The organism is Bifidobacterium sp. ESL0704 (assembly GCF_029392075.1).
GTDB lineage: Bacteria > Actinomycetota > Actinomycetes > Actinomycetales > Bifidobacteriaceae > Bifidobacterium.
In genome coordinates this window covers 2,139,014-2,164,917 of record NZ_CP113929.1, presented here as the reverse complement: position 1 = coordinate 2,164,917, position 25,904 = coordinate 2,139,014, and the positions used below count along the sequence as shown (strand labels likewise).

At 57.7% G+C, this 25,904-nt stretch carries 18 protein-coding genes; 9 read left to right on the top strand and 9 right to left on the bottom strand.

Features of this window, described 5'->3' with window-relative positions:
* The first annotated feature begins 221 nt into the window (after positions 1–221).
* Positions 222–1,169, top strand: coding sequence for a 3-hydroxyacyl-CoA dehydrogenase family protein (locus tag OZX64_RS07995; RefSeq protein WP_277172522.1), 948 nt, complete (start codon positions 222–224; stop codon positions 1,167–1,169).
* 144 nt (positions 1,170–1,313) lie between these two features.
* Here OZX64_RS07995 and OZX64_RS07990 read toward each other — a convergent pair whose 3' ends face one another.
* On the bottom strand, positions 1,314–2,108 hold the full coding sequence (locus OZX64_RS07990) for an IclR family transcriptional regulator (protein ID WP_277172520.1): 795 nt from the start codon (positions 2,106–2,108) through the stop codon (positions 1,314–1,316).
* A 175-nt stretch (positions 2,109–2,283) separates the two neighbouring features.
* Between OZX64_RS07990 and OZX64_RS07985 the strand changes: the two genes are divergently transcribed.
* From OZX64_RS07985 to OZX64_RS07960, 6 genes are all read left to right on the top strand, one after another.
* Positions 2,284–3,753, top strand: coding sequence for a CoA-acylating methylmalonate-semialdehyde dehydrogenase (locus OZX64_RS07985; protein WP_277172517.1), 1,470 nt, complete (start codon positions 2,284–2,286; stop codon positions 3,751–3,753).
* Positions 3,754–4,103: 350 nt separating this feature from the next.
* A complete protein-coding gene (locus OZX64_RS07980; protein WP_277172515.1) occupies positions 4,104–5,297 on the top strand; it encodes a GNAT family protein in 1,194 nt (397 codons plus the stop codon).
* Entirely contained in the window at positions 5,294–5,608 is a 315-nt protein-coding gene (locus OZX64_RS07975; protein WP_277156790.1) for a DUF2469 domain-containing protein, read from the top strand. Before OZX64_RS07980 ends, OZX64_RS07975 begins: the two co-directional genes overlap by 4 nt.
* Before the next feature lie 404 nt (positions 5,609–6,012).
* Complete coding sequence (locus OZX64_RS07970; protein ID WP_277172513.1) at positions 6,013–7,701, top strand: NAD(P)/FAD-dependent oxidoreductase; 1,689 nt, start codon at positions 6,013–6,015, stop codon at positions 7,699–7,701.
* A 509-nt stretch (positions 7,702–8,210) separates the two neighbouring features.
* Positions 8,211–10,280 (top strand): transcription termination factor Rho, encoded by a 2,070-nt coding sequence (gene rho, locus OZX64_RS07965; protein WP_277172511.1) that lies wholly within the window; start codon positions 8,211–8,213, stop codon positions 10,278–10,280.
* Between the two features lie 609 nt (positions 10,281–10,889).
* Positions 10,890–11,276: a chorismate mutase gene (locus OZX64_RS07960; RefSeq protein ID WP_277172509.1), complete on the top strand. Its 387-nt coding sequence runs from the start codon at positions 10,890–10,892 to the stop codon at positions 11,274–11,276.
* 41 nt (positions 11,277–11,317) lie between these two features.
* Here the strand turns inward: OZX64_RS07960 and OZX64_RS07955 are convergent, their stop codons facing one another.
* On the bottom strand, positions 11,318–12,091 hold the full coding sequence (locus OZX64_RS07955; RefSeq protein ID WP_277172507.1) for a hypothetical protein: 774 nt from the start codon (positions 12,089–12,091) through the stop codon (positions 11,318–11,320).
* A gap of 609 nt (positions 12,092–12,700) precedes the next feature.
* Between OZX64_RS07955 and OZX64_RS07950 the strand changes: the two genes are divergently transcribed.
* Positions 12,701–13,687, top strand: a complete 987-nt coding sequence (locus OZX64_RS07950; protein WP_277172505.1) for a hypothetical protein — start codon at positions 12,701–12,703, stop codon at positions 13,685–13,687.
* 170 nt (positions 13,688–13,857) lie between these two features.
* On the opposite strand, the gene ppdK is transcribed toward OZX64_RS07950, so the two are convergent.
* The 5 genes from ppdK to OZX64_RS07925 all read right to left on the bottom strand — a co-directional run bounded on the left by ppdK (position 13,858) and on the right by OZX64_RS07925 (position 22,794).
* Positions 13,858–16,503 carry a pyruvate, phosphate dikinase gene (ppdK, locus tag OZX64_RS07945; RefSeq protein ID WP_277172502.1) on the bottom strand — a complete coding sequence of 882 codons (2,646 nt, stop codon included), beginning with the start codon at positions 16,501–16,503 and terminating at the stop codon, positions 13,858–13,860.
* Positions 16,504–16,860: 357 nt separating this feature from the next.
* The gene (gene valS, locus OZX64_RS07940) at positions 16,861–19,614 is read right to left on the bottom strand and encodes a valine--tRNA ligase (RefSeq protein ID WP_277156794.1); all 2,754 of its coding nucleotides are present in this window, start codon (positions 19,612–19,614) and stop codon (positions 16,861–16,863) included.
* Between the two features lie 67 nt (positions 19,615–19,681).
* Positions 19,682–21,214: an ABC transporter substrate-binding protein gene (locus tag OZX64_RS07935; RefSeq protein ID WP_277156795.1), complete on the bottom strand. Its 1,533-nt coding sequence runs from the start codon at positions 21,212–21,214 to the stop codon at positions 19,682–19,684.
* Positions 21,215–21,310: 96 nt separating this feature from the next.
* On the bottom strand, positions 21,311–21,979 hold the full coding sequence (nth, locus tag OZX64_RS07930; RefSeq protein WP_277172500.1) for an endonuclease III: 669 nt from the start codon (positions 21,977–21,979) through the stop codon (positions 21,311–21,313).
* A 38-nt stretch (positions 21,980–22,017) separates the two neighbouring features.
* Entirely contained in the window at positions 22,018–22,794 is a 777-nt protein-coding gene (locus OZX64_RS07925) for a response regulator transcription factor (RefSeq protein ID WP_277172498.1), read from the bottom strand.
* Positions 22,795–23,111: 317 nt separating this feature from the next.
* Between OZX64_RS07925 and OZX64_RS07920 the strand changes: the two genes are divergently transcribed.
* Positions 23,112–23,972: a hypothetical protein gene (locus OZX64_RS07920; RefSeq protein ID WP_277172496.1), complete on the top strand. Its 861-nt coding sequence runs from the start codon at positions 23,112–23,114 to the stop codon at positions 23,970–23,972.
* 285 nt (positions 23,973–24,257) lie between these two features.
* On the opposite strand, the gene OZX64_RS07915 is transcribed toward OZX64_RS07920, so the two are convergent.
* Both OZX64_RS07915 and OZX64_RS07910 read right to left on the bottom strand, forming a co-directional pair.
* Complete coding sequence (locus tag OZX64_RS07915; RefSeq protein WP_277175028.1) at positions 24,258–24,824, bottom strand: manganese efflux pump MntP family protein; 567 nt, start codon at positions 24,822–24,824, stop codon at positions 24,258–24,260.
* A gap of 387 nt (positions 24,825–25,211) precedes the next feature.
* Positions 25,212–25,706 (bottom strand): inorganic diphosphatase, encoded by a 495-nt coding sequence (locus tag OZX64_RS07910; protein WP_277146152.1) that lies wholly within the window; start codon positions 25,704–25,706, stop codon positions 25,212–25,214.
* Positions 25,707–25,904: the final 198 nt, after the last annotated feature.

Sequence of the window (25,904 nt, the reverse complement as noted above, 5' to 3'; positions counted from 1 at the left end):
GGCCATTTCTTGCCACAAACCGATGAATTTCTGAAATGTCAAATAATCATGCTGCAGGCTAAACAATAAGGCATTTCCCGAACGCTTTAATAGCATGGCAATTACCTCGAACGCTTGACGATTCTATCGGTGCCGCCAAGTGTTTGCGGACCGCGTTAAGGCCACAACGATGGGCCTTAACGCAAGAACAACAAAATCGGTTTGAAGCAAAGGAGCTAACAATGAAAACGATAGGAAACAGGATCGGCCAGCTCGGAGCGGGCACCATGGGTCATGCCGCCGCGATGGAATTCGCCATTCACGGCTATAACGTGACCATGGTCGATGCCACCGACGAAGCGCTGAAGCGTGGCCTTTCCCTGATTGACCGCGACCTGACCACCATGATTGAAGGTGGCGTGGCCAAGGAAGACAAGGACGCGATCATGGCGCGTGTGCATCCCACAACCGATTACGCCGATCTTGCCGGCGTCGACTACATCGCCGAATGCGTGTTCGAGAACCTTCAGGTCAAGCAGGAATCGTGGGAGAAGGCCGAAGCCGTGGTGGACGATGACACCATTCTGGCGACCAATACCTCCGGTCTGAGCCCCAGCGCGATTGCCAAGAACCTCAAGCATCCCGAACGCTTCGTGGTGGCCCACTACTGGAATCCCGTCCAGCTCATGCCGCTGGTCGAAGTCGTGCCCGGCGAGAACACCAGCCAGGAAACCGTCGACGTCACGGTCGACCTGATGAACAGCCTCGGCAAGCACGCCGTGCCGCTGAAAGTCGAGTCGCTGGGCTTCGTCGGCAACCGCCTGCAGATGGCCGTCATCCGCGAGGAGAACGAGATCGTCCGCCGCGGCATCGCCACCCCGGAGGCCGTCGACGACATCATGAAGTACAGCCTCGGACGTCGTTGGTCCATCGTCGGCCCGCTGGAGGGCATCGATCAGGGCGGCCTCGACGTCTTCGACAACATCTCGAAGTATCTCTATGACGATCTGGCCAACAACACCGGCGAGGATCCGGCTCTGAAGGAGAAGGTCGAGCAGGGCAATCTGGGTGCCAAGACCGGCCAGGGCTTCTACGACTGGAGCGGCGACAAGGCCACGGAGGCCATCCGCGCCCGCGATCGCATCCTGATGGAAGACCTTGCCCGTGACCAAAGGGAGGCGGAGAAGTAAATCAACCGATTGGCTTGATAGAACTTCCTTGTTAAGGCCGGTGGCGGCTTCCTGCATTCAGCGCTTTTGAATGGCGCTGGGGCAGGCAACGCCACCGGCCTTTGTTCTATGGCCCAGCTTTATTGCCGAGCTTTCTGCCGCGTTTCAGTACCAGGTGCCCGGCAGCGGCGCGGCCTTCTCGATTTTGTCCCGCGCCTCCATCAGCGCATCGATGATGGTCCGCCGCCGTTTCTCTGTGAAATCCCGCGTTTTCAGCGTGCAGCTGATGGCGTCCTGCGGCGGCGACTGGTAGCGCAGCACCACGGCGACACAGGAGTAGCCGAGGTTGTTTTCGTCGACCTCCAGCCCGTAGCCGCGTTGTCTGGTGGCGTTGAGGTCGGCCATCAGTTCCTTGAGATCCGTGATGGTTTTCGAGGTGATAGGCGGCCGTTTCGCCGGGATATCGGCCTTGCCGCGAATGGCGAGCAGCGCTTTGCCCGACCCGGTGGCGTAGGTGGGCAGCCAGCGTCCGATCCTCGGCAACAGCGTGGAATCCCTTCGTGACTCTTGGGTGAGCAGATAGACCATGCGGTTGTCGTCCATGCGCGACATGTTGAATGTTCCGGTCACTTTGCGGCTCAGGTCCGCCAATACCGGCCGTACGATACGCACGTAGGGATCGGCGTCAAGGTAGGATTCCCCGACTAGAAGCGTGCGCAGGTTGAGTCGGTAAAGGTTGCCGGGGTGGTCAGAGCGAATCCATCCGTAATCGATCAGCGTGCGCAGCAACGCGTAGGTGCTGCTGCGCGGAGCCTTGATGGCGGCGGAAAGCTCGGACAACGTGCTGGGCGACTCCGCGTGTTTGGCGAGGTATTCGAGAATCAGTACGGTTCTCGCGGCGGATTTTACCGGTTTCACTCCGCCCGGGTCAACGTTCGTATGGTGTTGTTGCTGCTCCATCGCAGCCTCCTTCCTTTCAACGGCGCTTTTCAGACATCTTTGTTTATGAACCGCGTCTACATACATAGAATAGTGTATTTTGTGAGATTTTTTATTTACAATGACTTTTGCCACACGGCATGATGTTCAGACGATATGTCCGGACAAATATTATCCATCACAAAGGAGTATGGAAATGGCCAATGAAGTAAAAATCATCAAGAACTTCGTCGGAGGGCAATGGGTGCAAAGCTCGTCGACGGATATGCTCGACGTCTTCAATCCCTCGACCGGTGAGGTCATCGCGAAGGTGCCGCTGAGCACGCGCGCCGAACTCGACGCCGCGGTCGATAACGCGGCCGAGGCGTTCAAGACCTGGAGCCGGACATCGGTGACCAAGCGTGCCCGCATCCTCTTCCGCCTCGAGCAGCTGCTTGAGCAGCATCAGGACGAACTGGCCGACATCATCACCTTGGAGAACGGCAAGAACCACGCCGAGGCGCTGGGCGAGGTCGGGCGCGGCATCGAGAACGTGATGCACGCGGCCAGCATCCCGAACCTGCTGATGGGCGACAGCCTTTCGACGGTCGCCACGGATGTGGAAGTGACCAATTACCGTTATCCGATCGGCGTGTGCGGCGGCATCTGCCCGTTCAACTTCCCGATGATGGTGCCGTTCTGGATGTTCCCGATGGCCATCGCCTGCGGCAACACCATGGTCTTGAAGCCTTCCGAGAAAACCCCGAATCTGGTCGGCAAGGTCGTCGATCTCACCGTCGAGGCGGGCGTGCCGGCCGGTGTGCTCAACATCGTTCAGGGCAGCAAGGACGTGGTCAACGGCTTGTTGGAGAACCCGACGGTCAAGGCGATCTCGTTCGTCGGCTCCGAGCCGGTGGGCCGTTACGTCTACAAGACCGGCACCGACAATATGAAACGTGTCCAGGCCCTGACCGGTGCCAAGAACCACAGCATCATCCTGGCCGACGCCGACATCGATGACGCGGTGGAGAAGACCATCGGCGGCGGCTTCGGTTCCGCCGGTGAGCGTTGCATGGCCGGTTCCGTCATCGTCGTTCAGGAATCCGTTGCCGACGAGTTCGTCTCGAAATTCGTCAACGCGGCTTCGAAACTTTCGATGGGCAACACCTGCGAGGATGATTACTTCATGGGCCCGGTCATCCGCAAAGAGGCCCAGCAGCGCACATTCAACTACATCGATGCCGGTGTGAAGGCCGGCGCCAAGCTGCTGCTCGACGGTCGTGAGAACCTGCCGAGCGAGGGCTACTTCGTCGGGCCCACGATTTTCGACGGCGTGACGACGGACATGTCGATCTGGACCGACGAGATCTTCGCCCCGGTCGTTGACATCATCAGGGTCAAGGATCTGCCGGAAGCCGTAAGCGTGGCCAACAGCAGCAAGTTGGCCAACGGGGCATGCCTGTTTACCAACAGCGCTGACGCCATCCGCTACTTCCGTGAGAACATCGACGCCGGTATGCTTGGCGTCAACCTCGGCGTTCCAGCGCCTGTCGCCTTCTATGCCTTCTCTGGTTGGAAGAATTCGTTCTACGGCGATTTGCACGCCAACGGCAAGGATTCCGTGGAGTTCTATACCCATCGCAAGGTGGTCACCGCGCAATATAAGCAGGGTCGGTTTGAGCGCTGAGAGCGGTCGCCGAAGCGATTACCGAAGCGATTACCGAAGCGATTGCCGAAAGCCGTCGCTGAAGACGATTGCCAAGTGTGATTGCTAGGAGCCGTTGTTTGCGGTAATCATCGACGGTGTTTGCGCCAGCCGATGGTAACGGCGGCTCGGCATGGTTGCCAATGGCCTCGTGGCTTGAACCGGTCACGAGGCCATTGGCGTGCGGCAATGTCCTTTTGGCCTCGCAACCACGATGTATTCCATCTTCAATCGACAGATGGCCGTGGTCTTGTATGGCTTTCGCTCTCGTCAGTCGAATACACTATCCTTATCTTAAGGTATGTCTCATGTTCGTTGGAGGGTGAGTGACTATGTCTGAAAACTCCGAAATTCCTGTAGTGGATGCAACGCCGCGTCAACTGCCGGAACGTATCGTCATACCGGAGATTCGTGGTGAGATGGTGCATCTGCGCCCCGCGACCCTTGATGATCTGCCGAAGCTCGATCAGCTTGAGGTTTATTTCAACGCTTCCGGCGACACCGGCAAAGACAAGCAGTCCGAGCGCGCCGTCGTCCAAGCTTGGGTCAAGCGTTCGGTGGCATGGGTCAACGGCATTGCCGCGTCTGAATCCGGAGTCGGCGATCCCGAGGCCCGGCGCACGATGGCCTGGACCATTCTGACCGATTCGGACCATGACGCCGACGGCAAAATCGATGCCGAGGAGACCGACAACGTCATCGGCATGATTTTCCTGATCGACATCGACGGCTGGGCGCGTTCGGCTCGTATCCAGGTGATGCTCGGCAAGGATTACCGTGGCCGCGGCTATTCGCGCGACGCGATGCCCCGAGTGATGACCTACGGGTTCGCTTCCACCCCGGTGGGTTTGGGAATGCATCGTATTTGGGTGGCGGTACCGGAGAAAAGCGCCCGCACCCTCTCGGTCTACCAGTCTCTGGGCTTCATCAAGTCAGGCACCTCCCGCGATTCGCTGTGGGACGCCTCTATCGGAAAGTATCAGGATTTGATAGTTCTTGATACGCTTGTCGATGAATATGACCCCATCCGTTCGCTCGACGCCTTCGGTATGCATGTCATCGAGGGCAATCCCGGTGTCAAGGAGGCTATGGCGGCGCGTGAGCATTCCATCGAAATCCAACAGCACCGGTCTCGGAACAACAAAGACGACATTTCGGTTCCCGATGCCAGCTGTGGGGAGACGGGTGGGAGCGACACTCGAGCGGCCAAACGTGAACAGGGAGACGGTAAGATTGCAGGCGGCCAATCCACCGATGGCGCTGCTTCGGCGTCCGCTGGCTCCAAGTCTGATACAACAGGTGCGGTCACGGCTCGCGGAAACGACTCTTCTGCGGCGTCGGAGCACGATGGTCAGAAGCATAAAAATGACGATTCCGATGAAACGTCATGGCCCTTTTCCGCCACACAAAGCAAGAAATCCAAAAAGGCCTGGTGGCGTAATCTTGGACATACCGGGCAGAAAAAAGGCGACGTCGACAAGACGGCCGATTCCAAAAACGACAAAGCAGGGGGTAGCGTTCAGTGAGCGCTGAAGATCTCGACGATTACGAGATGAACGCCGAATTGGCGCTTTACAAGGAATATCGTGACGTTATCAAGCTGTTCACTTACGTTGTGGAGACAGAGCGTCGTTTCTATTTGGCCAACAAGGTCGATTTCAACGTGCGTTCCGCCGGTCAGGACGTTTATTTTGACGTACAGCTTACGGATGCGTGGGTCTGGGACGTCTATCGTTCCTCGCGATTCGTCAAGAACGTGCGGATTGTCACGTTCAAGGATGTCAACGTAGAGGAAGTGCAGAAGACCGACATCGATATTCCCGATTCTCTGACATGATTCTTTAGCGCTTATGACGGTTCGGGAGGGTGGGACATACATTGTTCGACACGCTCCGGGCTGAGCCGTTAAGCGGAAAGCCCTGTGGGCTTTTCGTAGGCGAAGTGAGCGCGATGTATCGAGCGCGAAGGCAAAATTTCCAATTTTGCACAGGCCAAGTCTTTACGCCCGAGCAAAGCATATCTTCCCCTTCCAGGCCTCAGCCTTAGAATCTGCTAGGAGTCGACTGGGCCGATGTCGGGGTTCTGAAGCGCTTTTAAGCGAATATTTTCAGCAAACATGCAGATGGTTCGTGTATGTTTTTAGACAATGATGGTGCTGGTTTGCGCGTTCGTGTAGGCTGGTTTTGATTTGTGTATGGGGCGTATTGGCTTCAAAATAAGTATTTTTTTGGGGAGGCTGTTGTGGCTGAGGGTGCTGACAAGAAGTCTGTGGTGATTATCGGCGGCGGGCCTGCGGGTCTGACTGCGGCTTGGGAACTGCTGAAGGACGGCGGAGCCAGCAAATATGATGTGACGGTGTTGGAGGCGACGCGCGAGTTCGGTGGTATTTCGCGCACGGTGAAGCACAACGGCAACCGCATGGATATCGGCGGTCATCGTTTCTTCTCCAAGGACGACCGCGTGATGGATTGGTGGAAGAACATCATGCCGTTGCAGGGCGCGCCATCGTACGATGACAAGAAGCTCGGACGACATCATGACCTCGAGCCGGGCGGCCCGGATCCGGAGAAGACGGATGTGGTGATGTTGAAGCGTCACCGTGTCTCCCGCATCTTCTGGAACCAGCATTTCCTGGATTATCCGATTTCGCTTTCCGCCGGCCTCTTCAAGGCGCTGGGTCTGAAGCTGACGCTGAAGGCCGGGTTCAGCTACCTCTGGTCCATGATTCACAAGCTTCCTGAAGACAATCTCGAGAACTTCTATATCAACCGTTTCGGCCGTCAACTCTATTCGATGTTCTTCGAGGGCTACACCACCAAGGTCTGGGGCCGTACGCCCGCCGAGATTTCGGCGGACTGGGGCGCCCAGCGCGTGCGCGGCCTGTCCGTGATCACGGTGCTGAAGAACGCGATTGCCAAGATGCGTCCGCAGAAGCGCGACTCCAGCAAGGTGGAGACCTCGCTGATCGAGGAATTCTGGTACCCGAAGCTCGGTCCGGGCCAGCTCTGGGAGATCGTCGAGGGACAGGTCGTTGACAATGGCGGCAAGGTCATCACCGATGCGAACGTAGTCGAGCTGCGTCAGAAGGATGACGGATCGATCGCCTCGGTCGTGTACGTCGATGACAAGGGTGCGCGCACCGAACTGGCGGCGGATGATTTCATCAGCTCCATGCCGGTTAAGGATCTGGTCAACGCCATCGATCGTGCCGCGAAAGAGGATGAAGGCGGAAAGGCCGTCGACGGTTCCGAAGCCGCGAATACTTCCGCATCCAAGGAAATCGCCACGACCTCCGAGGACGTGCCGGCAGACATGAAGCGCATCGCCAACGGCCTGCCGTACCGCGATTTCGTCACCGTGGGCCTCTTGGTGAAGCACTTGCGCTTGAAGAATACAACCGACATGAAGACGCTCGGCAACCCGCCGATCGTGCCGGACTGCTGGATCTACGTGCAGGATCCGGGCTACAAGGTCGGCCGCGTGCAGATTTTCAACAACTGGAGCCCCTACCTCGTCAAGGACGTCGACAACACGGTGTGGGTCGGCCTCGAGTACTTCTGCGAGGAGGGCGATGACTTCTGGAACCTCTCTGACGAGGAGGCCACCGCGTTCGCCATCAAGGAACTCACTCGCATGCGCGTGATCAACGGGCCGCAGGATGTGCTGGACTCGCACCGCGAGCACGTCAAGAAGGCGTATCCCGCCTACTTCGACACCTACGACGAGATGCCGCAGCTCATCGACTATCTGGATTCGTTCGGCAACCTCTACTGCGTGGGCCGCAACGGCCAGCACCGCTACAACAACCAGGACCATTCCATGGCCAGCGCGATGGAGGCCGTCGACAACATCAAGACCGGCCGCGCCGACAAGAAGAACGTCTGGTCGGTCAACACCGAAAAGTCCTATCATGAGGAAAAATCCGCGTGATCGCGTAGCTCTTAGTCGCTGACTGTTCTGGTTTCTGCCAGTATGTTCGTTCTTATTCAAGGCGGATGATCTGCAAGGGTCGTCCGCCTTTTGCATTGTCATTGTTCGAGCAAGACATGCTCATTGTTGCTGGGAAACAGCATCTGTTGTTCGTTCGGATGCGGTTTTCCAGCATTAAAGTGTGTTCGTGCTGGTAATCGGACTTTGAGGGTTTGCCAGATGCGGTTTTCCAGCATTAAAGTGTGTTCGTGCTGGTAATCGGACTTTGAGGGTTTGCCGGTTGCGGTTTCCCAGCAGCAGAGTCAGCGGGAGCGCGGATGCGAAGTGGCAATGGATTGTGAGTTCGCCACGCCGAGCGGGGTTGGTCAGGGCACGGTTGTAATCTAAAGAAAAGTTCGAAAACCACATGGTGGTATCGGATATTTCATAAGCGGTTTTACAATATGCCGTATCTTTTTCATATAGCTTCCGGGCAATGCCGTAGGAAGTCGAGGAAAGGCAACATTATAGTGGCAACTAGCCAGAATATTGAGGATATGAAGCTGCCTGAGCTGAAAGCGCTCGCCAGACAGATGGGGCTTCGTGGCACGTCAACGATGCGTAAGCCCGAGCTGCTCGCCACCCTTCAAGCTGCAAGAACAGGCGGGGAAGCGCCTAGTGGCGTTACGGTTCGTGCTCCCAAAGCCGCGCCGAAAAGGGCTGCGGAAAAGAACGAAAATCGTGATGCCGAGCACGAACAGACTTCCGTAAGCGACCATGCATCCAAGCAGCCGGTTTCCGGCAGCGACCCCGATGGCAAGGTCGGGGATGCCAAAGAGGTTCGTGGTGAGGCCGAATCCGACAAAGCCGAGACGCACGCTTCGGCTGGTCGGGAAAATGCCCGGCTGAAGAAATCGAATGCACAAGCCGAAAAGGCCGACGAGCAACGGTCTTCGTCTAGGCAGAGCGGTGAAGGCCGCGCCTCCCAGCTCACTGCATTCGACGATGAAGAGTCTTCTCGTCGGCGTAGCAGGTCATTCGTCTCGCATCATCGTGGCGATCACGAGATGGCAGAGGAAGGCGAGAGCCGCACTCATCGCAGGAACTATCGCGCGGAGCAGCAGTCGCGTCACGATACCGAATCCAATAAGGTTCGGGATCTGGATGACATTCTTGCCACCTTGCCGGTTGTCGACAATGACGAGGGAAATGCCGGCGATGCCAAAGAGGCAGAGCCGCGTCACGAGTTCATCCGCCGTAATCGCCGCAACGATCGCTACAACCATGAAGACCGCGGCAACGAGCGTCATCAGCGCAGGATGCGTGGACGCGATCGCAACAATTACGACTATAAGGACCACGACAATCGCGGCGAACATGCCGATCGTGGCGGTCGCTACAACAACGAAAACGTGAACGAAGAGGATATGCGGGATCGTCGCAACGATTCCAAGGAGGGGCTGGTCCCCGTCGCAGGCATCGTCGACGTGCTTGATTCCTATGCGTTCATCCGCACTTCCGGCTATCTGCCGGGCCCCAACGACGTGTATGTTTCGATGGGCCAGATTCGCAAATACGGTCTGCGTAAGGGCGACGCCGTTCAGGGCTTCATCCGCGAACCGCGCGAAGGCGAACGCCGCAACCAGCGCCAGAAGTTCGTGCCGCTGCAATCCATCGAGACCATCAATGGCATGAGCGTCGAGGATGCGGCCAACCGCGCGCAGTTCTCCAAGCTCACCCCGCTCTATCCGCAGGAACGCCTCAAGCAGGAGACCACTCCGAACAAGATTCTCGGTCGCCTGATCGATCTGGTCGCGCCGATCGGCAAAGGCCAGCGCGGTCTGATCGTCTCCCCGCCGAAGGCCGGCAAGACCATCACCTTGCAGAACATCGCCAATTCCATCGCTACGAATAATCCAGAAGTGCATCTGATGGTGGTGCTCGTGGACGAACGCCCCGAGGAAGTCACCGACATGGAGCGCACCGTGCAGGGCGAGGTCATCTCCTCGACGTTCGATCGCCCGGCTTCCGACCACACCACTGTCGCCGAACTCGCCATCGAGCGTGCCAAGCGCTTGGTGGAGCTCGGCCAGGACGTGGTGGTGCTGCTCGATTCCATGACCAGGCTTGCCCGTGCCTACAACATCGCCGCTCCGGCTTCTGGTCGCGTGCTTTCCGGCGGTGTCGACGCGCAGGCGCTCTATCCGCCTAAGAAGTTCTTTGGCGCCGCCCGCAACATTGAAAACGGCGGATCGCTGACCATTATCTCTTCGGCGCTGGTGGAAACCGGCTCCAAGATGGACGAGGTCATTTTCGAGGAATTCAAGGGCACCGGCAATATGGAGCTTCGTCTTTCGCGAGATTTGGCCGATAAGCGACTCTTCCCTGCCATTGACATCAATGCTTCCGGCACGCGTCGTGAGGAGCTCATCACGGCGAAAGATGAGCTTGCGGTCATCTACAGCCTGCGTCGTCTGCTTGGCGGCATGGAGCCGGAGAAGGCATATCAGACCATTGTGCCGCGCTTGAAGAAGACGGCGACCAACCGTGACTTCCTGCAGGCCATCATCAAGCAGAACACCAGTAATATGAACAACTGATTCGACTTGAGGCGATACGAAAAGGGGAATCCTGTTATCAGGGTCCCCTTTTTCGTTGCCTATTGGAGGTTTTGTGACGCGGAGGTGGTGTTTTGCGTCGTGTTTCCTCCGGTAGTGTTGCTTGTTGGCGGTTTTGTGACGCGAGTGGTGGGTTTAGCGTCGTGATTCTGCCAGTAGTGCGGGTTGTTGGCGGTTTTGTGGCGCGAGTGGCAGATTTTGCGTCGTGTTTCCTCCGGTAATGTTGCTTGTTGGAGGTTTTGCGATGCGGAGGTGGTGTTTTGCGACGTGATTCCTCCGGTAGTGCGGGTTGTTGGTGGTTTTGTGACGCGAGTGGTGGATTTTGCGTCGTGATTCCTTCGGCAGTCCAAGTTGTTGGTGGTTTTGTGACGCGAGTGGTGGATTTGGCGTCGTGTTTCCTTCGGCAGTCCAAGTTGTTGGTGGTTTTGTGACGCGAGTGGCGGATTTTGCGTCGTGTTTCCTCCGGTAGTGTTGCTTGTTGGTGGTTTTGTGACGCGAGTGGCGGATTTTGCGTCATGATTCCGCCAGTAAGTCGGATTGTGCAATGGGTTGTGTACACGGTAATCTTGAATCATCATGAATAGGCAAGATATGACTACGGAAACCGCGGGCAGCGACAAAGCGGAAGGCTGGCGTGATACCACCATCGACGACGCGCAGGAGAGGGCCAACCCGCAAACCGCGCAGGCCGTCGAACGCATCAAGCGGTTGCGCCAGTCCATCGACAACGTGGATACGGCCATCGTCTCGTTGCTTGCGGAGCGCTTCAAATACACCGCTGAAGTCGGGGTTTTGAAGGCCCAGTCCGGGTTCGCTCCGGAAGATCGACAACGTGAAAGTCGGCAGGCCGAGCGGCTTACGAAGGTGGCTCTCGATGCCGGGCTCGATCCGAGCATTGAAGAGAGCTATCGTGAGTTCGTGGTCACGGAAGCCAAAAAACGTCATCAGCGCATCGCCGAATCCATGCCGCGCAGCTGAGGCCGTTTGCGTGCAATCATCCGATTGACGTCGTGCGCCGATCAGTCTTGCTTTTTGTTTGTTATGTTCGATTTCCTGTGTACGAGCATAAGGATGGCCACAACGGTTATAAGAAGCGCCGTAGCAATGGCGATAGCGGATATGCGCTTACTTGTAGATGTATTGGGCTCCCGCGCATGGTTTGAGGAACCGCTGACTGGTACCTTGCCTTGATTGAGTGACTGTTCGTTGTTCTTTTTGTCTGTGTCAAACGAAGACTGTACCTTGCTGAGGAACTCGTTTTCGTTGATTGGATTGGGCGCGGATTGCTTCGCCTCGTCATTGAGTGCTGTCAAAGTGCCGTTTGTCCTGGAGAAATAGGCGTTGGTCCACGGCACCAGCACAACATCCGTTCCTGGATTTGCGGCAAGAAGATACCCTGCTACCGTGGTGTCTTCCGACCAGCCTGACTCCAGTTGATCGTTGGCGTTGCGATGGGCGTAGGCAATTCCTGTAAGTGTGTTGTCGTGAAGGACCGCCGCCATCCAGTCGCCGGTGGGTTTGATTTCCAGCTTGCCGTTGGCGTCCGGTTGCACGATATATTCCTGTTGAATGTTCTCCAGTGCCGGAGCCGTATCTTTTTGGATGGTCTGATTGCTGATTGTGCTGTGCGCCTCGTGTTCAAATTCCGATATTTCTTTCGGAGCCTGAGTGTTGAAGAATTCGGTGACATCGTCGGGAATGCTTACTGCTGCGATTGCGGATGCCGGCAGTGAAAGGCTCATGAAGACGATCGACGATAGAGATGCAATGATGATGAAGGGCTGCCGTTTCATGATTGATCTCCTTTACCGTGAAATGTTGTAGCGGCTGTGCGTCCAGGCATGTCCGCTGGCTGACTTCATCCATGAATATGATTGGACCGCAGCTGCGTCTCTATCGGCACGTTCAGCTGTCTGGACGCAGCGTTGGCAGGAGTCGTAAATGAGAAAACTGTGAGTAGCGGAATGAATGCGCATAGCAGTTTTTGGGATAATTGACGCATTGTATAGCACCTTCCTTATGCACAAACTAGTTTTTATGACACTGGACGGATACACAACATCTTTGAGAGAGAAACCATCTATGGTTTGCCGCCAATTATGATGCAATGAATGTGAGTTGTCAAATTATGTGTGGAAGGGGCTGGGAGCCGAGATGATACGGCGATTAGCGGTGTACTGGTATCGGGGGGGGTGGCCACGACGGTTATAAGAAGCGCCGTAGCAATGGCGATAGCGGATATGCGCTTATCCGTAGACGTATCGGGCTCCCGCACATGGTGGGGACGGGGTGCGGTGAAAGGCTTGGATATGGTTTACGCCGAACGCTGTAAGGGAAAGAATCATTCGAGGACGATAGAATATGGTGTAACGTATTTTGTATTTGTCGGCAAGGAGGCTGATATGGGCAAGAAACGTAGCAAGAAAATCGTCAGCAGAAAGAAATTCAAGGTCATCGACAATCTGGACACCGAGGAGAAGCGGCTTCAAGACCGGGTGTTGTTGATGCAGATGGCGATGGATGAATATGACGAATATCTGGGCGGAACGCTGGAACGCTCGGTTTCGTGGTATCTGATGTGCTCTTGGTATGGGCTTTCGACCATGCAAAGCGCGATTTTGATAGCGAGGCTTGCGACGCTGCTTGACGCCTCGCAAACCGGGGGCAAATGGAAGCCGTTCGTTCATGCGCGTCAAGGCAAGCACGGCTTGGAGATCTACGCCAGGAAGAACAAGTCGAAGCGGGAGAAGGGGCCTGCGTTTGACGTTGCGCATATCCGTATGGTCATGCGTTCGGTGATGACCAAGGAGAAGCTTGAAGCGATTACCGACGATCAGGTGATGCGTTTCGCCCGCACGTTGCAGGCCATCGCCGCGCGCGAGGAAGAGCGTGAGGCGAAGAACGACCGCAGGTTTGATGCCTCAGATTCTCCCGGGGCCGTCGCGTTCGAGGATGCCAAGGAATACGCCGATCCTGACGCGTTGGATGACGTTGATGATATCGATGAGGGGATTGACAGCGTCGACGGCCTTGGGGATTACGACAGTGAAACGTCTGATCTCGCGGCTGCCGATGCTGCCGATGCTGCCGATGCTGCCGATGCTGCCGATGCTGCCGATGCTGCCCATGCTGCCGATGCTGCCGATGCTGCGGAAGCGGAGGATGCCGGGGTTTTGGGCGAAACCGGTCCGTTGAACGAATCCGATGCGGCAGAAGGATTGCCAGGCAACAGTGTCGGCAACAGCAAAGTGGACAAAGCAGGAAACGAAAGAGGTTATGGCCGGGCCAATGATGACCTCAGCGAGCATCGAACTGAGGACGGCCGTAACGCCTCGTTGGACGATATCCCTGAGTTGAAAAGGTTGGATTTGGGCAAGACTCGTCAATAGCCGCCAGCGAAAAATGTCTGATGGATGGCCTGCAGCCGGTGATATTTCCAGTTGCAGGCCATCCATCATAATCATCATCAATGAGACGGAATTTGCGGCTTTATCTTGTATCGTTCAGCTGCAGTCGTATCCGAGAGCTTGCTCAACGACGTCATCGCAAACGTTTGCGCTCACCTGCGTTCGGGGGCGTGACGTCCCAATGCGGCTTGCGCGGCGGCTAGCCTGGCCACGGGCACGCGATAGGTGGAGCACGAAACGTAATCCAGGCCCGAGCTTTCGCAGAACTCTATGGATTCCGGGTCCCCGCCGTGTTCGCCGCAAATACCGACCCTGAGGTTCGGACGGACGCGTCGGCCGGATTCGACGGCCATCCCGATGAGCCTGCCCACGCCTTTGCGGTCCAGATGCGAGAACGGATCTTCTTTCAGCAGACCCTTGTCGTAATAATCCTGGAGGAACGAGCCGGCGTCGTCTCGGCTCAGGCCGAAGGTCATCTGCGTCAGATCGTTGGTGCCGAAGGAGAAGAACTCGGCTCTGGCGGCTATGTCGCCGGCGGTCAGGGCGGCGCGTGGCGTCTCGATCATCGTGCCTACCGAGCAGTAGAGCGAGATGCCGGAGCTGGCGATGACCTCCTTGGCGGTGTCTTCGACGATGGACTTTACGTAATCGAATTCGGCCGATTCACTGACCAGCGGAATCATGATCTCAGGGGCCACTGTCCAATCGGGATGCTCGCGTTTGACGTTCACGGCGGCTTCCAGCACGGCCCTGGTCTGCATGCGGGCGATCGAGGGATAGGTGACCGCGAGCCTGCAGCCGCGATGGCCCAGCATCGGGTTGACTTCGGTCAGCTCGGTGGTGGCGCGGTTGATGTCTTCGACGCTTTGGCCGGTCGTCTCGGCCAGTGCGGCCACGGCTTCCGGCGTCTTGGGCAGGAATTCGTGCAGGGGCGGATCGATGAGACGCACGGTCATCGGTTCGCCTTCCATCGCCTCGTACATCGCCGTGAAATCTTCGCGTTGCATCGGCAGCAGCACGTCGAGTGCGGCTTGGCGTTCCTCCTCGTTCCGTGCCACAATCATCCGCCGGATGGCGTCGATGCGTTCAGGACGGAAGAACATGTGCTCGGTACGGCACAGGCCGATGCCTTCGGCGCCCAACTCGCGTGAGCGGCGTGCGTCTTCGGGAGTATCCGCGTTGGCGCGAACCTCAAGTCTGCGGAAACGGTCGGCCCATGACATCACTCGTCCGAACGCTCCGGTCATGGACGCCGGTTCGGTTTCCAGTTTGCCTTCGTAGACCGAACCCGTGCTGCCGTCCAAGGAGATCCACTCGCCCTCATCGAGTTCATGTCCGCCGATGCGGCAGTTTCCGGCATCGTCGAATTGCAGGGCCGAAACCCCGGAAACACAGCATTTGCCGATGCCTCTGGCCACGACGGCAGCATGGCTGGTCATGCCTCCGCGTGCGGTCATGATGCCCTCGGCATGGTGCATGCCCACGATGTCCTCCGGAGTGGTGTCGCGCCGTACTAGAATGACCTGTTCGCCCCGGTTCGACCAGGTTTCGGCGTCATCGGATGAAAAGACCACGCGTCCTGCAGCCGCTCCCGGCGAGGCTGCCAGACCGGTGCCAAGTACCGTGCCGTTTTTCAGGGCTTCGTCGGTGAAACTGGGATGCAGCATCGCGGTGATGTAGGTCGGGTCGATGGAGCAGACGGCATCCTCCTGTGTCAGTACGCCTTCGTCCACCAGGTCGCTGGCGATTTTGAAGGCGGCCTGCGGGGTGCGCTTGCCATTGCGGGTCTGAAGCATGAAGAGATGGCCGTCTTCGATGGTGAATTCCATGTCCTGCATATCTCGATAGTGCAGCTCGAGCTTATGCACGATCTGGTCAAAGGTCTCGTACAGCGCGGGATTCCGCGTTTTCAAGGTCTCGATGGGTTCGGGGGTGCGTACACCGGAAACGACATCCTCACCCTGCGCGTTCATCAGATATTCGCCGAACAGGCCTTTTTCACCATTGACAGGGTTGCGCGAGAAGGCCACACCTGTGCCGGAATTTTCGGAAAGGTTGCCGAAGACCATGCGCTGCACGGTCACAGCGGTGCCCCAATCGTCGGGAATGTTGTTCATCTGTCTGAAATAGACGGCACGAGGGTTGTTCCAGGAGCGAAAGACGGCTTTGATGGCTTCGAAAAGCTGGGTGGCAGGTTCGGTGGGGAAGTCCTCGCCTTTGGCCTGCCGGTAATCTTCGAGGAAGCGATCGGCCAGCCACTGCATGTCCCGGGCATCGAGGTCGACATCGGATTCCACACCGCGTTCGGCCTTGCGTTCATCGATGCGATGCTCGAAAATATCTTCGTTGATGCCCATGACCACATTGCCGTACATCTGGATGAAGCGACGGTAGGAATCCCAAGCCCAACGCGCGTTGCCGGACTTTTCACCCAACGCCTCGACCACATCGCGGTTGAGCCCGAGATTCAGGATCGTATCCATCATTCCGGGCATGGAGACCTGCGCGCCGGAACGCACCGATACCAGCAGCGGGTCATCTGGGTCGCCCAGCGTCTTGCCGGTGCGTTGTTCAAGTTGGTTCAGGGCGTCGAGCACCGGTTGGCGGATTTCAGCGTCGATGCCGTCCGGGTTTTTCATATACTTTCGGCAGGCTTCGGTGGTTATCGTAAAGCCTTCCGGCACCGGCATTCCCAACTTGGTCATTTCGGCCACTCCGGCACCTTTGCCGCCCAGCAGGTCGCGCATCGAAGCGTCGCCTTCCGAAAACTGGTATACGTATTGTGTGTTGTTGTGCATCGCTCTTCCCTCATTGGACATTTGATTCTTGGACGGCTGCCACATGGTGAATACGAAACCGACGATGTGATGAAAATATTGCAGCGTTTAATTTAAAATAGTCGGAAAACAAAAGTTGTCAAATCGATTGACGCCCTTTGAAAGGGTTTGTTGAATTTCGGTGATTCAGCAGTCGTATCGCAAAATGGAACAATATAGAAACGATTGATGTACAATCACAAGGTTTGCGCGCCGCGAATATTGTCGCTCAAAGCCTCGGAAATCGGGGACAAGCAGATGGGCAAAGCAGGTACTGAAAAGGCCTGACACGTCGTATCAAACGTATCAGGCCTTTTCATCAAACCAACGTATCGGAAACTACTTCTTCTTGGGCTTCTTGGCCGGCGGCTCACCGAGTTCGGCGTCGCTGACACGAACGATAATCTCGTTGTCCGGGGTATCGTCGGAAGCGTCGACCGTAACCGAAAGCGGACCAGTGACCTTGCCGGCTTCGGCGATGTCGACGAGGCTCAAGTCGATGGCCGTCTTGCCGGCCTCGTTGGCCGCGTTGAGCGTGGCCTTCAAGATCGGGGTCTTCATTGAGACCTTGGCCTGCGACTTCAAACCGCGCAGCTCGGCCAGTGCCTTGCCTGCCCAAACGAGCATGTCCGGGTCGGCGTCGCCTGCGGCGGCCTCGTAAGGCTCGGCGGTCGGCCAGGAGGAGGTGTGCACGGATCCCTCGCCGGCGTGCATCCAGTGCCAGACCTCTTCGGTGGCGAACGGCATATACGGCGCGAGCAGACGTGCGAACGCCTCAAGGCCGAGGCCCAGCGTGGTGTGCGCGGACTTCACGGCGGCCTCAGATGGGGTCTTGCCGGTGGAATCTGCCGTGCCGTAAGCGCGGTTCTTCACCAGCTCGATGTAGTCGTCGCAGAACTGCCAGAAGAACGTCTCGATGAGTTCGAGCGCCTTGGAGTGCTCGTAGGCGTCCATCGACTTGGTGGCTTCGCGGATCACGGTTGCCAGGCGAGCCATCACCGCGCGGTCCAGCGGTTCGGTGACGTCGGCCGGATTCCAATCGGCGCTTGAGGCGGCACCAACGTGATGGTTGTCGTCCTCACGGCCGATGGCCAGCGCGAACTTGGTGGCGTTCAGCAGCTTGATGGCCAGACGGCGGCCGATCTTCATCTGCCCTTCGTCATAGGTGGCGTCGAGGCCGAGCTTGGCGGAAGCGGCCCAGTAGCGCACCGCGTCGGCGCCGTACTTCTCGATCGGCTCCTTGGGAACCACGACGTTGCCCTTGGACTTCGACATCTTCTTGTGGTCGGGGTCGAGGATCCAGCCGGACAGCGCGGTATGCGCCCACGGCAGGCAGTGGTTCTCGAGATGCGCGCGGTCCATCGTGGTGAAGAGCCAGGTGCGGATGATGTCCTGACCCTGCGGGCGCAGGTCCATCGGGAAGGTGGCCTTGAAGAGGTCCTTGCTCTCCTGATCCGGCTCTTCCCAGTGGGTGACGATCTGCGGGGTCAGCGACGAGGTGGCCCAGGTGTCCATGATGTCCTTTTCGGCCGTGAAGCCGCCGGGCACGTCGCGCTGGTCTTCCGTGTAACCTTCAGGCACGTCGTTGGTCGGATCGATCGGCAGCTGGTCTTCGCGCGGGGTGATCGGATGGTCGTAATCCGGCTCGCCGTCGGCGTTGACCGGATACCACAGCGGGAACGGCACGCCGAAGAAGCGCTGACGGCTGATGAGCCAGTCGCCGTTCAGGCCATTGACCCAGTTCTCATAGCGCACACGCATGAAGTCGGGATGGAATTGCAGCTCCTTGCCGCGCTCCAACAGCTCGGCGCGCAGCTTCATATCGGTACCGCCGTTTTTGAGGTACCACTGGCGTGAGGTGACGATTTCGAGCGGCTTGTCGCCCTTCTCGTAGAAGTTGGTCATACGCTTGGTGGGCTTCGGTTCGCCGTCGAGATCGCCGGACTCGCGCAGATGCTCCACGATGATCTTGCGGGCCGTGAAGGTGGTCTTGCCTTCGGTCTCCTCGAAGATCTTCTTGCCGCCTTCGTCGACGACCCAATCCGGCACGCTCATGATGATGCGGCCGTTGCGCTGGATGATCGGGCGAAGCGGAAGGTTCAGATCACGCCACCACTCGATATCGGTCTGGTCGCCGAAGGTGCAGCACATCGCGATGCCGGCGCCCTTGTCCATCTCGGCGGCCGGGTGCGCCATGATCGGCACCTTGACTTTGAAGAGCGGAGAGTAAACGTACTGCCCGAAATACTTCTGGTAACGTTCGTCGTCGGGGTTGGCGATCAGCGCGCCGCAGGCTGCCAGGAGCTCCGGTCGGGTGGTCTCGATGTAGATCGGCGTGCCGTCCTCGAAGCGGAAGGCGACGCGATGGTAGAAGCCGTCATATTCGCGGCTTTCCAGCTCGGCCTGCGCCACCGCGGTCTGGAAGGTGACGTCCCAAAGGCTCGGCGCATCCTTCTGATAGGCCTCGCCACGTGCAAGGTTACGCAGGAACGCTTTCTGTGCCACGCGCTGCGGATGCTCGCCGATGGTGTGGTAGGTCTGGCGCCAGTCGATGGACGTGCCCAAGGAACGCCACAGCGCCTCGAACTGCTTCTCGTCCTGCGCGGTCAGGCGCTCACACAGCTCCACGAAGTTCTTACGGCTGACCGGCACCTGGTCGCGGGCGCTGATCTTCTTGCCGTCCGTGCCCTCGAACGGCGGCTTGAAATCAGGATCGTATTTGAGCGACGTGTCAACGCGCACGCCGTAGTAGTTCTGCACGCGGCGCTCGGTGGGCAGGCCGTTGTCGTCCCAGCCCATCGGGTAGAAGACGTGCTTGCCGCGCATACGCTCGTAGCGGGCGATGACGTCGGTGTGGGTGTAGGAGAAGACGTGGCCCACATGGAGGCTGCCGGAAACGGTAGGTGGCGGGGTGTCGATGGAGTAGACGGACGCACGGTCGGGTGCGCCGTTGCCGTCGCGCGGAATCTCGAATTCGTAGGTGCCGTCGTTGTCCCATTCGGAACGCCATTTGTCTTCCAGGCCGTCGACGCCGACCCGGTCGGGCAGCGGCGAAAGGCTTGCGTGGATAATGCTATTGTCCTGATCAGTCATAACGACCAATTTTAGAAAGCAATGGTGACATCAGCGCCGCCGTGGTTGGCATGCGGGCGTTGGCGGGTTACTTTGTGCTCACATCGCGTAACGGCAGCAGTTCGTCGGTCATATTCCTGGGGTAGCCGGCGATGTTATTGTCCGCGGCCACCATGCTGCTTTCGTTATAGAACCAAGCGCTTCCGGCGTCCGAGCTCACGGTTTTGGCATAGGCGCGGAGATTCTGCTGATAATCGATATCGTTGGTGGAGGCCAGAGCGTTGCGGTAATCCTGCTGGGCCTCGCTGTTCTGATAGCCGAAGCGGCCTTCGGCGAAGGCGCCCAGATCGTCCGGCCCCTGCATGGCGACGATAGCCATTTTGTAATCGCCGTTGTCGAGCCGTTGCCTGAGCGTATCGTCATCGACGACTTGCATCACCAGATGGAGCTGCGTGGTCTTGAACTGGTCGAGCACCTGCTGGCCAAGCGACGCGTATTCGTCGGGTACCAGGAACGTGATGTCCCCGAAATACCCCGGCCGGGTGATCCAGTAGTTCAGATCGTTTTTTCCAGCGTCCAGATTGTGCGGGAATATCGCGGAAAGATCGTCGTAACCGGGTTCCAGCGGACTGATCGGTCCGTTGAGCACGGACGCCGCGTTGGGCTGGCTTTTGGTGATGGCCTCGTTGTCGAGGATATAGCGGACGGCCGAACGCGCGCGTTCGTCGGAGAAGATCGAATCGCTGCTGTTGTTGAGCGCCAGCGTCAACTTTGAAGTCGTCAATCCCTTCGAAACGCTGTATTTTTTGCTGCCTTGGAATGGCTTCGGGGAATCCGAGGGACGCAGCACCGCAAGCTGGACCGTTCCGTCTTTCATGGCTTTGCCAAGCGATTGAACGGAGTCGAAATAGCGCAGGGTCATCTGTGAACTGGCCGACTGTTGTTTCCAGTACAGGGGATTGCGTGTGAATACGATGGAATTGCCGGGGTCGAAACTGCGCACGGTGAACGGTCCGCTGCCGCCGGCCTGCTTGGCATAGTTGATGTTGGAAGTCGAATCATAGACGATTCCGGCACGTGAGGAAAGCGCCCGCAGAAGTCGCGGATTGGGTGAGGAAAGACTTATCTGCACCGTCGAGGTGTCAGGGTTTTTGACGGATTTGAGACCTGTGAGATCCTCGGAGCCCACGTAGTTCCTGTTGATGACCTGCTGAAGGGAGTAGACCACGTCGGTGGAATCCAGAGCGTCCCCGTTGGCGAAGCGCATATCCGCATTGAGCGTGAACGTATAGTTGAGGCCGTCTTTCGAGACATCCCAGCTTTTGGCGATGGACGGGACAAGTTTGTTGTCCTGGTCGCGGCCGACGAGGGTTTCGTATACATTGCCGAGCAACGCCTGGTCGAGCTCTTTGCCTTGCACTGTGCGGATGTCGAGAGACTGCGGGGCCGTGGCATCCAATCCGACGGTGACTTCCGAACCGGAATGAAGCAGGGTGGCGTCAACGGAGCGATGGTCGAAATGAGCCCAGCCGACACCTACAAGGGCGAAGAGCACCGCAGCAGCACCGAGGAAGACGAGACCCCTCATCGGCCCGCTCATTTGCTGCTTATGACGTGACATGACTCAACAGTTTACTATCCGGTGCTGAATGATTCCTGAAAGAGACGTGAAAAGACTGAAATGCTTGGATTTTCACGGATAACGTTGCCCGAGTGCTCAGCCGAACTGCCCTGCGGAAGGGCAGGTGTCGTTGAGCGGGCAATCGACGCATACGGGTTTGCGAGCGTGGCAGGTAGAACGGCCGAAGAGGATGAGGCGGTGCGAAAGGTTTGTCCATTCTTCGGGGGCGAAATAGCCGGTGATTTCCTTTTCGATTTTGACCGGGTCGGGATGCGTGCTGCGCCAGTCGTTGCGCCAGCGCAAGCGTCCGGTCAGTCGAATGACGTGGGTATCGACGGGAAAACCGGGGATGTCGAAGGCGTTGCCCAATACGACATTTGCCGTCTTGCGGCCCACGCCTGCAAGCTTAGTCAGTTCTTCCATTTTTTGCGGTACGACGCCATCGTAGCGATCCATGAGTTGGCCGGAAAGAGTGATGATGTGGTCGGCCTTGGCGTGATAGAAGCCGACTGGATGGATGATGTCTTCGATGACTTCCGGGTTGGCCGCCGCGAGTCGTTCCGGTGTGCCGTAATCCTTGAAGAGCGTGGGGGTGACGCTGTTGACGCGCACGTCGGTGGTCTGGGCGCTTAGAACAGTGGCGACCAAAAGCTGGAACGGAGTCTTGAAATGCAGCGCGCATGCGGGCTCGGGAATGAGTTCGCGTAGGATTTCGTACTCGCCATGCATGCGTTCGAGGCGCTGTTTCTTCGTTTCCTTTGGCATAAAAGCGATTATAGATGGCCGGGATACCGTGCGGTATGTCAGTTGTTGGCGGTGGTGGCATCTGCAGCACCGGGAATTGGTGCGCTGGCATCGTTGACGTCATGATTATCGCCGTCATCCGGCGGATCGAAACGATAACCGACGTTGCGCACGGTGCCGATCATATGCTCGTATTCGCCGCCGAGCTTGGCGCGCAGGCGACGCACGTGGACGTCGACCGTGCGCGTGCCGCCGTAATAGTCGTAGCCCCACACTTCCTGTAGCAGCTGGGCGCGGGTGAAGACGCGGTGAGGGTGCGCGACAAGATATTTCAGCAGTTCGAATTCCTTATAGGCCAGGTTCACCGGTTCGCCGTTGAGCGTGGCCGTATAACCCTTGGTGTCCACCACCAGGTCACCGGAACGGATTTGCCCGTCATCGTTGTAATTGTCGCGTTCCACGGATGTGCGCGTAGTGGTCGGGGCGGTCTGGCCGCGCTCGCAGACCAGCCGCAGCCGGCCTTCCACCTCGGCGGGGGAGGCGTTGTTCACCACGACGTCGGCCACGCCCCACTGGATATTGATGGCGGTAAAGCCGCCTTCCGTAATAATGGGGATGATCGGAATGGAAAGACCGGAGGCGTGAATGAGATTGCACAGCGTCTTGGCGTTGGCGAGATCGTCGCGCGCATCGAGGAAAAGAATGGTGTTTTCGGGAAGCTTCACCAGGCTTGCGGCATCCATCGGTAGCACGCGCACGCGGTAGGAAAGCAGGGCGAGGCTGGGAAGCACGCTCGCAGGGTTGGGGGCCATCGTCATCAATGTCAAATCGGTCATCGAGCCCTCCCCTCCCGATCGTGCGCCCTGTTGCCTGTAGGCTTTGCCGTCTCCGGTCGAACGGCCTCAAGCACAACTCGACACCGTGTATACGACGTCATTGGGGTTTATGCGATTACCGTCATTGTACCTGCTGGTTGTGGACACTGGCAGCTACCATATTTCTTATAGAAAACCTTGTTGGTTTCGGCGGTGTTACGCCGGGGTTTGGTGGTTCGAAAGCCGGTAAGCGGCTAGGCGGCAAGGTTTTGGATGACCGGATTTCGTGCCTAGAATGGTGCGAAAAGCGAGTGACACGAGACGGAACGGGGTTACGGATGACTGCTGCGGCGAATGGCGACGGCAATGGTGGACAGCAATCTATGTCGATAGGTTCCCCCAAGGGGATGGTGGCGCTTGAGGTCGGCGCGTATGCGGTTATCGCTGTTCTCTTGGTCGTTGCCTGCTTTGTCGAAGGGCGTATGGAAGTCGCCATCTTTACGGCGGTTGCCGGGGCACTGGCGATTTTTGTGGGAGTTTCCTGGCCGTTGCACACCAGCATTTTTGATGCCTTGGTGGGAGCCTTTGGCGGATTCGGCATGATATATGCGACCGAAACGTCACTGGCGGAGGCGTTGCCGAATGCCGATGGCATGACGGGGCCGCGCAGGCTGCGTCGTCATGTGTCTGCCCGTTTCGATGCGATGTCTGGTGATGAATTGCTGCATTGGTGCACTCGCTGGGCGACCGCATTGCTGATTGTGCTGGCGGCGTTCGTCATCCTCGGTTTCCTGCATCAGATGCTGCGCCGCGAACGGACGAATATGGTGCTTTCCCTTTCGCACGGCCTGATGTTCGACGTCGCGATGGCAGGGGCTTCGGGCTGGGTGTTCGCTCCGGCTCTGCTGCGTTATTTCGGTGTCGGCGCGTTGGGTGCGCGCAAGCCGTATGTGGTCGCGATTGTCGCAGTGATTGCCGTGGCTCTGTTGGCGGCGCTGTCGTGGGCGTCGACCAGGTGGGCGAAGGATTATCGGGCTGCCGGAAGTCCGTTGCCGCGCTTCAAGCTTGAGGCCGGCAATGGGAAGGACATTCGGAATTTCCGCAGCTATGCCCGTTACTCTCTGGGTCTGATGCCGGTGATGTACGGCGGCTTCGTCGTGTTCCTTGCGCTGGTTGCGCTGCTGGTTTTCGTCGGCTGAGAGGTTGTTATTCGTCTGCATAAAAAGTGCGTTTTAGTTGGTCTAAAACGTATGTTCTTGCCGGGTCTGTGAATAAAGTGCGTTTTAGCTGGTGCAAAATGCACATTTTGCGCCAGCCTGTGAATAATGTGCGTTTTGGCTGGTCTGAAATGCACATTTTTGCCGGGTCTGTGAATAAAGTGCATTTTGCATACGTTCGGATGGCAGGTGCTGGCGTGATTTGCATGACCTTGTGAATGCCTTTGCCGCTTCTCGCGACAACGCGATTGGCTGTTGCTGTCGGGATTAGGCGATGATGCCGAGGTGTTCCAACAGGGTTTTCAGACCAATGAGAATCAGGATGATACCACCGATGATTTGGGCGGTCTGCTGCCAACGTACGCCGATGGTGTGGCCGAGGTAGAGGCCGGCGATGGAGAAGGCTCCCGTGATGACGCCGATGATGGCGGCGGCCCCCCAGATGTTGAGTGGCATGAACTGGAAGCTCACGCCCACCGCGAAGGCGTCGATGCTGCACGCCACGGCGAGCGGGGCCATGTGCCGCCAGTCGAATTGCGCGGTTTCCTTGGTGTCTTCCTCCGGCTCGCCGAAGGCCTCGCGAATCATGTTGCCGCCGATGAGCGCGAGCAGAGCGAAGATGATCCAATGGTCGACGGCCTCGACGTACTTGCCGAACAATGAAGCGAAGAAGTAGCCCAGGACGGGGAAGAGCGCCTGAAAACCACCGAACCAGAGTGCAGTTTTGATCGCATTGACCGGCCGGACATGTTTGGTGGCCAACCCCTTGCCGATGGCGATGGCGAAGGCATCCATCGAAACGGACACCGCGATAAGCAGGATTTCGACGATCATAAGCTTGACGGCTGCACTTTCGTGTTCATCCGCGGCGCCGACGTTGATGGCGGTGAGCCAGTCGGTTGTCACCGCAAGTCGCACGCGAATGGGCCTCGACGGTTACCCGCCTACGCCTTGTGTTTCGGCATTGAGAACTGCTGGCAACCCACCAATGTCCCGGCTTTGAATTCCCGATGTGAATACCGTTCGCATGCCACAATTGTTGACCTCAGTATAATACCCGGTCGATGACTTGACCGATGTTTCGTCGTTCTGCGAATTTGGCAAATAAAAACCGGAACGATGCGCGATGCATGTTCCGGTTTAGGTAATGGTGAATGCCGAATGGTTATCTCATCAATGGTCGTAATTGAGAACCAACGATATTCAAGATGAGCTATCGTCTCACTTCTTGGAAGCGGCGAGGCGCTCGCGGGAAGCCTTGATCTGCTTCTCGGCTTCGGCCACGTTGGTCCAGTAATCGCCGGGCTTGACTTCCTTGCCGGGCTCCAGGGCCTTGTACTGCTCGAAGAAGTGCTTGATTTCGGCCTTGTGATACTCGTTGACGTCATCGATGTCCTTGATGTCATCGAAACGCACATCGGCGGGCACGCACAGCACCTTGTCGTCGCCGCCCTCTTCATCTTCCATGTGGTAGAGGCCTACGGCGCGGCACTCGATGACGCAGCCCGGGAAGACCGAGTTCGGAATCATTACCAGGGCGTCGAGCGGATCGCCGTCTTCGCCGAGGGTGCCTTCGATGTAGCCGTAGTCATCCGGATATCCGAAGGAGGTGAAGAGGGTGCGGTCGAGCGTGATGCGGCCCGTCTCCTGGTCCACTTCGTACTTGTTCTTCGATCCGCGCGGGATCTCGACGAGGACATTGAACGTTTCAGCCATGTTTGCTCCTTTTGAACGTATGTTGAACGTAGTGTTTGTTGCCGTGTCCAAGTCTAGCGCAGATACTCGCCGAGCCATAGGGCAACGAAGCGGATAGCGCGAGCTTCGGTCCCGTGCAGCCGTGGCTTTCCGGCTTCTGCTCCCTTACCGCCACAGAGGGAGGCAACGGTTTGACCGTCAACCGGTTTTGCTCCGATT